This is a genomic window from Nostoc sp. 106C (genome assembly GCF_002154725.1).
GTDB lineage: Bacteria > Cyanobacteriota > Cyanobacteriia > Cyanobacteriales > Nostocaceae > Aulosira.
On record NZ_MTAW01000153.1, the window covers coordinates 1 to 10,643 of the forward strand.

At 39.6% G+C, this 10,643-nt stretch carries 10 protein-coding genes; 3 read left to right on the forward strand and 7 right to left on the reverse strand.

Translation table 11 applies throughout. From position 1 onward, the window contains the following. Positions 1 to 732 precede the first annotated feature (732 nt). Together BV375_RS23565 and BV375_RS23570 are read right to left on the reverse strand one after the other, a co-directional pair. A complete protein-coding gene (locus tag BV375_RS23565) occupies positions 733 to 2,127 on the reverse strand; it encodes a hypothetical protein (RefSeq protein ID WP_086764957.1) in 1,395 nt (464 codons plus the stop codon). Positions 2,128 to 2,569: 442 nt separating this feature from the next. Continuing rightward, positions 2,570 to 2,788, reverse strand: a complete 219-nt coding sequence (locus BV375_RS23570) for a hypothetical protein (protein WP_086687910.1) — start codon at positions 2,786 to 2,788, stop codon at positions 2,570 to 2,572. A gap of 467 nt (positions 2,789 to 3,255) precedes the next feature. Between BV375_RS23570 and uvsE the strand changes: the two genes are divergently transcribed. Both uvsE and BV375_RS23580 read left to right on the forward strand, forming a co-directional pair. Beyond that, positions 3,256 to 4,209: a UV DNA damage repair endonuclease UvsE gene (gene uvsE / locus BV375_RS23575; protein WP_086764960.1), complete on the forward strand. Its 954-nt coding sequence runs from the start codon at positions 3,256 to 3,258 to the stop codon at positions 4,207 to 4,209. An 87-nt stretch (positions 4,210 to 4,296) separates the two neighbouring features. Beyond that, the gene (locus BV375_RS23580; protein ID WP_086764963.1) at positions 4,297 to 5,895 is read left to right on the forward strand and encodes an Hsp70 family protein; all 1,599 of its coding nucleotides are present in this window, start codon (positions 4,297 to 4,299) and stop codon (positions 5,893 to 5,895) included. Between the two features lie 483 nt (positions 5,896 to 6,378). On the opposite strand, the gene BV375_RS23585 is transcribed toward BV375_RS23580, so the two are convergent. Next, complete coding sequence (locus tag BV375_RS23585; RefSeq protein WP_086764966.1) at positions 6,379 to 6,858, reverse strand: hypothetical protein; 480 nt, start codon at positions 6,856 to 6,858, stop codon at positions 6,379 to 6,381. 626 nt (positions 6,859 to 7,484) lie between these two features. Between BV375_RS23585 and BV375_RS23590 the strand changes: the two genes are divergently transcribed. Continuing rightward, positions 7,485 to 8,000 carry a hypothetical protein gene (locus BV375_RS23590; protein WP_086764968.1) on the forward strand — a complete coding sequence of 172 codons (516 nt, stop codon included), beginning with the start codon at positions 7,485 to 7,487 and terminating at the stop codon, positions 7,998 to 8,000. Positions 8,001 to 8,213: 213 nt separating this feature from the next. On the opposite strand, the gene BV375_RS23595 is transcribed toward BV375_RS23590, so the two are convergent. The 4 genes from BV375_RS23595 to BV375_RS23610 all read right to left on the reverse strand — a co-directional run bounded on the left by BV375_RS23595 (position 8,214) and on the right by BV375_RS23610 (position 10,347). After that, positions 8,214 to 8,621 (reverse strand): sulfur transferase domain-containing protein, encoded by a 408-nt coding sequence (locus tag BV375_RS23595; protein WP_086764971.1) that lies wholly within the window; start codon positions 8,619 to 8,621, stop codon positions 8,214 to 8,216. 141 nt (positions 8,622 to 8,762) lie between these two features. Next, a complete protein-coding gene (locus BV375_RS23600; RefSeq protein ID WP_086764974.1) occupies positions 8,763 to 8,942 on the reverse strand; it encodes a hypothetical protein in 180 nt (59 codons plus the stop codon). Between the two features lie 211 nt (positions 8,943 to 9,153). Then, complete coding sequence (locus BV375_RS23605; RefSeq protein ID WP_086764977.1) at positions 9,154 to 9,471, reverse strand: hypothetical protein; 318 nt, start codon at positions 9,469 to 9,471, stop codon at positions 9,154 to 9,156. A 324-nt stretch (positions 9,472 to 9,795) separates the two neighbouring features. Next, positions 9,796 to 10,347, reverse strand: a complete 552-nt coding sequence (locus tag BV375_RS23610) for a general stress protein (protein ID WP_086764982.1) — start codon at positions 10,345 to 10,347, stop codon at positions 9,796 to 9,798. Between the last annotated feature and the right edge of the window lie 296 nt (positions 10,348 to 10,643).

Sequence of the window (10,643 nt, forward strand, 5' to 3'; positions counted from 1 at the left end):
TTCCTAAGCTCCATGAATATGGTGTTTTCTCATGAACCATTTAGGATTGCTATATGCCATCTGCTAATATCATCTAATCCCGTAAAAACATTGATTAAGATAAAAATATCAATCAAAATAATGACAATCAAACTCACTGTATTTAGTGGTTCGTTGTTGATTTTCCTTGTTTTACTAAAAAATTGATTCCAAAGACGGCGAATTCTGGCAAGCATCTTGTGTTTTTAATATATAAAAATTCAATCTGAGTTGATTGTAAAGGACAATGTGCTGAATACAGACAAAATTAAAAATAAGGAATAAAAATGCTTAATTTTTTGTTACTTAAAATGGCATTATAGGGATTTGCCACTGAGTGTAATATATGAAAGATCCACCAAAATCCGGATATGGTGGGCATTGCCTAGGCTGTTGACTCTGTGCCTTTTTAGGAGTGAAAAAATCATGCAAAATATGTGTTGTCATTACGAGGAGGAACGACGAAGCAATCGCAAAGATGCTGGGATTGCTTCGCTACCCTACTCTTCGAGAACGGCTTTGCCGAAGGGGAACGCTTGAGAGCGAACGCTCGCAATGACTAAAGGAAGATTTTGCAGTAGACCGAAAAATTGTATGAACCAAAAACGGGAAAATTCCATCAAAGTGAACACCCTAGGCAATGCCCACCCTACACTTCTAAAATCGCATTTTATTTTGAATAATATTGTGTGTCAAATTAAGCGCTCGCCCGATCTATCGCTCTGCTGGGGAAGTTTGCCAGCCATACCAGTGGCGCACTGCTAGCCAAACTGCTGAAAGCAAACCCGCTAGGCTGAGGGTAAGGCCGCTGTATGGTACTAATAATCCAAATACAGGTAGTACTGCACCGGCAATAGTGCAAACGATTGCAGCTAAGGAAGCACGACGATTTGACCCCAATCCCCACATTAAGGTTAGTAAGACAAGAGAAATCATTGTCCAAACTAATTGAGGGCTGATTAATCTCCCTAAATAGGTTAAAGTCAATAGACAAGCAAAAAAAATCCCGCCTGCGATCGCTATATTTTTTAAATTCATTTGCAGCGATAAATATAGTAATAATATCCACCACAAAAATATAGCTGGTGCTAACAATAATAAGCGGGGAATAATCCCAGTATTCCTAATTGGTGCAGTGTTAGTGAACACACCAAAAGGATTTTTCACAGAAACATTATCATCAAATATCCAAGTAAATTCGGTGCTGCCTCTGTCATTCTTAATATTAATAGGTACAATGCCGCTAGCAAAATCAACTGGACTAAAGTTGGCAATTGCAGTTAAGCGGAATTTAGAGAGCAACTGTCCTGCTGCGTTATAAACCCAACGCGGCCCGCCTTGCGCTTCGTAAGTTACTCTAAAGGTGGTTTCTGCGCCTGGTTCTAAACGGAAAGGAAAACCATAATCACCTGGATTTGTTTGCTGTAACTGAGTCCGATCTCGCTCTACTTTATATCTAGCTAGTAGTGAGTAACCGTTGAGTGGCGGTGCTTCAAAGAAAAAACTATTAATATCTTTGAGTTGGTTAATAACTTTGTATTCAGCAGTGTAATCTACAAGATAAATAGAACTACGACCTTTAACATCTACGCTTTGCTTAAGTTTTACTTGAATTTGCGAACCAGCTAGCGTTAAGAAACGATTGACCTGTTGCGTATCATTAACCTTAACTATCTTGTCTTTAACTCTAGTTGTATAGGTGTATGGTTCTTGAGCTACGTAGCGGACTTGAGGCGCAGTTTGTTCTAGCTTATCACCTGCAACAGTTTCAGCTACTTGCGCTACCCTGGCTTGTTCCCAGTAGTGGTAGCGATTGCTCAAAGTTGAACACAGAAAAAATCCCGTGACTAATAGCACTAATATTAAAGCTAAATGCTGTAATCCCTTTAAAATTTGAGAGTAATGAATCGCCCACTCGCCAAAGAAGACTGACTGTTCTAACGAATTCCGCCGTAGCGAAAAACTTACTAAGGCGATCGCTATTCCTAAAGCTATAACTAAAAATACAATTAATAGTGAACCTTTAAGTACTTGAGTGCCAAATTGCACTAACTCATGAGGATGGGTCAGATCTGGCAATCCGGGAATACCTTGAGCAGAAGCAGTCATTGATGGGTATTTGGATACTTTGAACAACCAGACCGATGTATTCTGACAAAAGTTTCTGGCAAATATAGCAGCTTTATAGAAATTAACTAAATTATTTGCGGAAGCAGCACAATTAACATTAAAAATTGGGGTAATTCTGAAAAATCCAGAATTACCCCTACAGTTGTAAATCTAAATTACTTAGTGCAGCTTGGCGGAAATTACGCTCCAATTTAAAAAGGTTTAAATCCCGATCAAATAACCTTTCTTCCCCGCTGCTTTTTTGCACTATCTGCAATCTTTGACTTAAACTCCTATGATGTAAAAAATTGTTCTCTCTCACATAATGCACCTTCTCAATCTTTTGCAATCCTTGAAACTCGATCTACTAATTCACCAAGACAAGTTTGATTTTGTAGTCAGAGTTAAAGTCTTACTACAAACTTACTACTAGATTCGATAATTATGCTCTAGATACTGGCTTCAAAAATAACCATGCCACCAAAAATGTAGTGGCTGTAAATAGTTGCGTCAAATCCAAAGCAGATAGATAACCATCTGCAAAAGAGGCAATACTGCGATCTGTAATGCCAAACAACCAAGATGAGAGGCCAAATAGCCAAATCCCATTCTTCAAATTGCCCAGAACATCTTTAGAATCTGATGGTTTCTGGTCGTCCATGATCTTCTACTCCGTGGGTGAAGAATTCATTGATTAATACAAAATCCTCGTCAGAGCGTTTTCACTCTGAACGCTGATTTATATATTCATATTAATAAATATTTCAGGGTATTGACTAAACTGCTAAAAGATACATATCCATTCTCTGACATTCCTCCTTTGGATCTGTTATCTCGAATAAACGGCAACAGCTTGAGCTAGGAAGCTTGTCAGCTTAAAATCTGTATTAACTTCTTATAGAATCAATACAAAAACTACAGAAAAATTTATTTTTTAATTTAAAAAATACCTAAAAAGATAGATGTATATCTCAAAATTCTTAATATAGAAGGAAAAATTAGGATCTAGATACCTGGTATGTCGTGTCTCCATCCCTCAACCTTCAGAGTTCTGCCTTTAGATACTCATCTCCCCAAGACAGAACTTAGTTAAATCAAAGAAGCGCCAAAAGTTGAGCAATTTAGTTAATGACTGCAATCCAGTTCCAAAATCTACCTAATCTACAGCGGCCAAAAGGTTTTCTACCAGAGTTAGGGCTGGTTTGCATTACCTTTGACAAACAAGTGCGCTTTCGGACAATGACGCGCACGCGCTATTTACAACTCATGCCTGAACAACGCCAAAGCGCTTTAAGAGAACTTTATCAAAGTAACTTGCAGCGCTTGGATGGAGGATTATCTTTTTGTCAGGAAAACAAGCTTTGGCTATATCGGATGCCTTCGTCTTTGTTTCCTCTGAGTGATATGGAAGACGAGATTGGCGCAAATATTTTAGAAGAAATGAGCGCTGATTTAGCTAAAATCGGACAGCGATCGCAAGCCTTGGGTATCAGAATTGTGCTGCATCCCGATCAATTCGTCGTGCTGAGTTCTGATTCGCCTCAAGTATTACAATCAAGTATCAAAATTTTAGAACGACAAGCCCGGACATTTGATTTATTGGGTTTACCGCGATCGCCTTGGTCATTGATGAATATTCACGGTGGTAAATCCCAACGTACTGAACAATTGGTAAAGGTAATCTCGCAACTACCCGAAGCAATTAAAAGCCGCTTAACCTTTGAGAACGACGAATACGCCTATAGCGCCAGTGAAATTTTAACAGTGTGTCAGCAGGCGGGTGTGCCAATGGTATTTGATGCCCATCACCATATTTGTCACGAAAATTTAGACAGTTACGACGATCCGAGTGTAGCTGAGATGTTTTACGCAGCGCGGGAAACCTGGGAAAACCCAGATTGGCAATTAGTCCATATTTCCAATGGTGAAACTGCTTTCAATGACAGAAAACACAGTGATTTAATTACCGCCATGCCCAGTGTTTATTATCAAGCACCCTGGATTGAAGTCGAAGCCAAACGCAAAGAAGAGGCGATCGCGCATTTGCGCTCTTGGTGGTTAATAGAGAATAATCACAAATGAGTAGTTTGTTGTGATGGACATTTCCTCAAGGTTGGAAAGCTTTGCCAGGAATTGTCCTGGTCTTGGCGCGAAATAATAAATTAAGATATGGCGATCGCAATCGATTTTGGTACTAGCAACACAGTCATTGCTCGTTGGAACCCTGTCACCCAGCAGCCAGAAACCCTTAATATCCCAGGTTTATCAATTCAACAAAGTCTAAATCCGCCACTAATTCCCAGTTTGGTTTATGTTGAAGACGCAACCCAAGGTAAAGTTTTAGTAGGGCAACAAGTACGCGATCGCGGCCTCGATCTTAAAGGCGAAACGCGATTTTTCCGCAGCTTCAAACGGGGTATTGGCGCGGATATTCAAGGTTTCTTACCCGACCTAGATGGGCAAATAGTCACCTTTGAACAAGTAGGTAAATGGTTCCTCACCCAGGTGATTGCAGAATTAGCACCCCTACAAGGCGGGTTAGATTCTCTCGTTTTAACCGTACCCGTAGACAGCTTTGAAACTTACCGTCACTGGTTAGGACAAGTTTGCCAAGCCCTTCCCGTCGAACAAGTGCGGATGCTGGATGAACCTACAGCCGCAGCTTTGGGCTATGGTTTAGCAGATCAAGAAATTCTCTTGGTGATTGACTTTGGTGGCGGAACTTTGGATTTATCTCTCGTGCGCTTGGATAGAAGCGTGCAAGCAAACACCAAGCCTGTAGGTTTTCTCCTCAAGTGGGGTAATAAATCCTTAGCGGAAGACTCCAAGCAAAAAGTCAAAACCGCCCGCGTACTGGCGAAAGCCGGACAAAATTTGGGTGGTACTGATATTGATACTTGGATAGTAGATTACTTTGCCAAAACTCAAGATTTGGCCGTTAGCCCTTTAACAACGCGACTAGCAGAACGAGTCAAAATTCAACTTTCAACTCAGAACCAAGCCAGCGAAGTTTATTTTGACGATGAAAATTTTGAAAGTTACGAACTCGAACTCAACCGCGACACTTTAGAGAATATTCTCAAAGAGCACGCATTTTTTGAGCGCCTTGATGATTCGATGACAAGTCTGTTACAGCAAGCACGACGCCAAGGAATAGAACTTGCAGATATTAGTGCAGTATTGTTAGTTGGTGGTACAGTGCAATTGCCAGCAGTGCAGACATGGGTAAAACAGTATTTTGAGCCAGAAAAAATCCGTTGTGAACGTCCCTTTGAAGCGATCGCTCAAGGTGCGTTACAAATAACTCAAGGCGTAGAAATCAAAGATTTTCTCTACCACAGTTATGGGATTCGCTATTGGGATAGACGTAACCAGCGCCACAGTTGGCATCCAATTATTCGCGCTGGACAAGCTTACCCGATGAATCAGCCAGTAGAATTAGTTCTAGGCGCATCCTTGGAAAATCAGCCAAGCATCGAGTTAATCATGGGAGAATTAGGTGCAGAATCAGGCGGTACTGAAGTTTACTTTGATGGCGATCGCCTCATTACCCGTCGTCTGGATAGTGGTGCAACTACTGTCAAACCTCTCAACGATAAAGAAGGTGCCAGAACAATTGCCCAACTCACACCGCCGGGATTTCCTGGAGGCGATCGGATCAGAATTCAGTTTCAAGTTGACGATCAACGCTTTTTACGAATTACAGTTGAGGACTTATTAACCAATGACACGGTATTAGAAAATCAACTTGTTGCACAATTGAGTTGATAATTTGAAACTACAGATAAACATTAGTGCACACCGATAAATATCTGTGTTTATCGGTGTGCATCTGTGGTTTAATTTTCCTCAATCAAGAAATACCAGGCGATTAGAAATCGCGGTTATAAAAACAAAATCCATCTGCGTGGATTATATTGAGCCTATGGAGGCAAGCTTTATTTGTTTAGCCCCAGACTTCTAGTCTGAGGAGCTATTTGCCGTAAGTGGATGTACCCTTTAGTGCTTACTACGCATAAAAACTACTAAATAGCGCTCTTCCGTCACTTTGGGGAGAGAAAATAAATGTAGGTTGGGGAGCCACTCACGTGGGCGGGTTTCCCGACTTGAGTGAAGTGGCGTTTGAACGCAGTGAAACCCAACTAGATCAAGGTTTAAGGATGTTGGGTTTCGTTCCTCAACCCAACCTACGCCTAAATTTATAAAAGTTCGGCATAATCAGGGTTGTAGATTTTTATCTCACGAGAGTGATTAAAGAGCGATAGTTGCATATTTCAGTACTCGTTCCCATTCCCAGCGCCATGCAGTCTCTACTACTAATTCTTTACCGTTGCTGAATTTAATAAATTCTTGACCATTATCATAAAATACATCAGCAACTAGGCGATTACGTAAATCATCTCCCCACATTTTCGCAGCCGCATTCCACCACCTTTGCCCTGGAGATTGCAACATTGGCAGTTCAAGATATTCATCACGCCACGCTACAGGCTGCCATTGCTCTTGCAAAGCTCGAATTAAAATTGCATTAGGAAAAATATCTCTATTATTTTCATGCAGCCACAGCACATACTCAATCGTTCTTCTGAATGCATCTTCTAAACCAGACGTACAAATTTCCAATGCATTTTGGACTTCCTCTTGGGACAAATTTACACCAATAGCTACTAATGCTCGTTCGTATTTCTTCAATATCTCGCATTCAATTGAATCTTCTTCCCAAAACCACACAGTTAATCAACCTCCAAATTAATTAACTCAAATCCATCATACTTTTTATTCCCTAATATAGGATTCATATTTTAATTTTGAAATAAAGGTTGCCCACCATAAACTGAAGATGCAGGTAATATTTACCCTACAATACCTTGGATTTTATAAATAAATTATCTTTGGACTGAAGACAAACGAGAAAAATATATATCTATCTTAAACTACAGATATAGGGATTAATTCTACAAGTCTCCCTTTGGAAGTAACTTCTTTAATAGATTAATATCTTTTTTTAAATCTCTGGGTTACGAAAGTACTTAACAATAAGGTTTATAGATGCTTTTCTACCGAAAGTGAATAGCTAGAAATAAGTATTGAGCCTTGAGGAAGAGGTTTTGATAGATTGCATTGTTTAATCTGCAATAAATACCGTGTTCTTGAGTTTCCTCAATCGCAGCTATACAGTTTTTATGCTGGAAGCTGTGAAGCAGAAATCATAACATAGTTCAAGTTAAATGGGAAATTAAAATGCGACCGAATTTAGTTTTGTTTTGGGTTAGCTTATCGTTCGTAGCTGTAGGATTGCTTATGCTACTCCTCCAACCCGCAATCGATTTTCATTCATCAATAAGTTGAGGCAGTTTATGAATTACGTTGTTGCAGTTTTACCAGATCGGATACAAGCCGAAGCAGCTTACTCTGCTCTAGAAAAAGAAGGCTTACCAGATAACCAAATTGACATTTTAGGCAGTGGCTATAAAAGCGCTGATGACTATGGGTTAATTAACCCTGAAAAACAAGCTCGTAAAGGAGCAAAACGCCTAATTTACTGGCTTGTTCCCTTAGGATTTTTTGCAGGTTATACTTTCAACTTTTTAACTGGGGTTGAAATCTTATCGGCAGTTGGTGCTTTTGGTAATCACATTATTGGTGGACTTTTAGGAGCCATCTCTGGTGCTTTAGGTGCCTACTTTGTTGGTGGTGCTGTTGGTCTAACTGAAGGCAGTGGAGATGCTTTACCTTATCGCAATCGTCTCAATGCTGGGAAGTATTTGATTGTGGTAAAGGGTACGGAAGAATTAACTCGTCAAGCAACTCGCGTGCTGCGCCAGTTTGAGCCTGAAAATCTTCAAGGCTATACAGAACCAACAGGTGCCTGAAGTAAGAGCAATGGGGAGGCGGCGGGGCAGGAGGTTCAAGAAAATGTTTTTAGAAGAGGGCAGATGCCAGGAGGAAAAGTAGTTTTGCCTTGTTTCATTTGTCTTTAAATAGTTAGCTTTATTACTGCTTTCCGCTTAATTGAAGAACGTAGTCGATAAAAATGCATGAAAAATATATCTTACCTTCTGCTTTTTGCTTCCTACCTTTCCTCTTCACGATTTCATATTTACAAAATTCTCTAATAAACCCAAGTTTTCCGCTTGCTTAAATGCCTCTTCTAAAGACATACCTTGTTTCGTAGCAATATACATTAATACCATTGCGATCGCCCGCACTGCACTATCACAATGGATCAAAGTGGGTTTGGGAAGTTCGGTAATTTTTTGAAAGACTTGGAGTGCATTTTGAGGATTAATTTCTGTAATTTTGGTAGGCAGATGAGCATATTGCAATCCAAGCAGTTGAATATCAAGTTCCTCGCTATCTTGAAAACCTTGTTCATCAGGCGATCGCAAGTTAAGTACAGATTTATATCCCTCATCGGCCAGTTGTTTTAATTCTTCTGGATCAATTTGTCCGCCAATAGACAAATCATTGTTAATTTTCTTGATAGTATGCATCCCTCCCTCCTCCCAAGTTGTGAGTAACGAATTAAAGAATTTATATTATGTCCTTGAAATTATTTCTAAGCAACAAATAGATAATATTTGGTTGTAAATTTTAAAGATATAATATTCTTCTTTAATCCAACTCACTAAGAATCAATAATGTCTATTTTTAGCAGGAGGGTCGCCGTCGTATGGTTGTACTCCTGACTCTGGATAGTTATCGTCATTGGGGCTAAAAGCTCTTGTGGCTGAACTATAAATAGGGTGAATCACCCGCTCTAAAACTTCTAAAACTGACCGTAGAGTTTGCCTCATTTTGGTTTTAAAAGACATAAATTTTTCTCCTAAATCAATCAAAATTGCTATTCAACAATTGGTAATAAAAACCACTTGCTACGCTCTAATTCAAAATTTATGTGTTTAGCCTTTTTAATGTTAAATTTCTGCTTTAAGCGTAGGTAAGAGGATGAGCCAATATTCGCTTTAGTTTTAAGTTAAGAAAACAATTTGAGGAACTTGTGAGGAAATCTTAATTTTATAAATCTTAATCAACATTTCTATATATTTGCCAAGGAAGGCAGAGGAGCCATTGCGTTGGAAGGGTTTCCCGGCTTGTTCGCTGTTCGGCGGAGCCGTTCCCGAAGGGTAAGCGTTCCCGCAGGGTAGCAAGTGGCGTGCTAGAAGGGAAAGCTTCAATGGCTGACTTAGAACTTTTACAAGAACTATGTGATACCATTTCACAAAAAATATGATGTAGATGTAGGTTGGGTTGAGGAACGAAACCCAACACTTCAAAGTCTTGTAATTGTTGGGTTTCACTGAGTTCAAACGCCACTTCACTCAAGTCGGGAAACCCGCTCACGTGAGTGGCTCCCCAACCTACGCATCTGTCTCATTTTTTCCTGGAATTGGTATGACATGGTGAAGCATACCAGTTTGTGCGGTCTTGGTCAGTCTCGCCTATGATATTTTGCAAACTGATAAAGCTAAACCCCTTAATGCTTGCACAGTAAGTGGAGCGATCACAGCTTTCAACTTATTGAGCCAAAGTGATTTTTTATTAATTTTTAATATAGTTTTGGAATACTTTCAGCCACAGCTATATCTGCTGTAAAATGCATAATTTAATTAATCATACAAAGAAAGAACAGAAGAGAAAAACTTTTCTGTTCTGTTCTCTATCTTTTTAATTTGAAGGAGCATTATAAATGCCCCAGTAGTCAATCTGGCGCTTCTTTAAAATTGATTCCGCCTGGTTAATTTCATCTCCAGTACCATCTAAGAATATCAAGTACTGTCCCATTTGCAGGCGATCGCTATAAAATCTAGCGCGTTCTTCAGGAATACCTAAACTAACTAGTGCTTGCACTAAGTTATTAGTTGCAGTAGCACTCACAGCAACACCTGCTAGGCTAGAAACTAATGCTACGCCAACAGAACCCGCTGCTATGATAGCTCCAATACCAGGAAGTGCCAGACTGCCAAAACCAACTAATAAACTTCCCCATGTACTAGCACTAATAGCATCTCCCACTGCTCCTGCTGTATTCACATCTTGACTACCGATATGTGAGTTTATCTCTACATTGCTGACAGTTTCTCCTTGATCTGCATCCTTAGCAATAATGGAAATTTTATCCATTGGAATCCCAGAATTTTTTAATTCATTTAATGCTTCCTCAGCTTGTTTTCGACTGACAAATACTCCAACGGCACGTTTATTTTCAGTATTAACAATCTCTGGCATATTTTTCTCCTTTGGGAATGTCAAATATGTGTATAAAACTGAGATTTATTCCTTAGCCACTGTAAATAATTGAGGCTAAGAAAAAGGTTAAATAAATCTTTTAAACCTTTCTTCATATCGGCAATAGGCTTAGCAAAAACTCTCTTAACAAGATTTAATACCAAATCAAATAATGTTTGCGACACATCAATAAATATTCTAGAGGTCACGGCAGTGCCCATTGATGTCAACTTAAGCTCAAACGCTTATCCCATATACGTTTTACCCCACCCCTTAATCCCCTCCCC

Excerpts from the sequence above, each read along its gene's own strand:
- BV375_RS23565 (WP_086764957.1), bottom strand. The coding sequence starts at position 2,127 with ATGACTGCTTCTGCTCAAGGTATTCCCGGATTGCCAGATCTGACCCAT.
- BV375_RS23570 (WP_086687910.1), bottom strand. The coding sequence starts at position 2,788 with ATGGACGACCAGAAACCATCAGATTCTAAAGATGTTCTGGGCAATTTG.
- uvsE (WP_086764960.1), top strand. The coding sequence starts at position 3,256 with ATGACTGCAATCCAGTTCCAAAATCTACCTAATCTACAGCGGCCAAAA.
- BV375_RS23580 (WP_086764963.1), top strand. The coding sequence starts at position 4,297 with ATGGCGATCGCAATCGATTTTGGTACTAGCAACACAGTCATTGCTCGT.
- BV375_RS23590 (WP_086764968.1), top strand. The coding sequence starts at position 7,485 with ATGAATTACGTTGTTGCAGTTTTACCAGATCGGATACAAGCCGAAGCA.
- BV375_RS23595 (WP_086764971.1), bottom strand. The coding sequence starts at position 8,621 with ATGCATACTATCAAGAAAATTAACAATGATTTGTCTATTGGCGGACAA.
- BV375_RS23600 (WP_086764974.1), bottom strand. The coding sequence starts at position 8,942 with ATGTCTTTTAAAACCAAAATGAGGCAAACTCTACGGTCAGTTTTAGAA.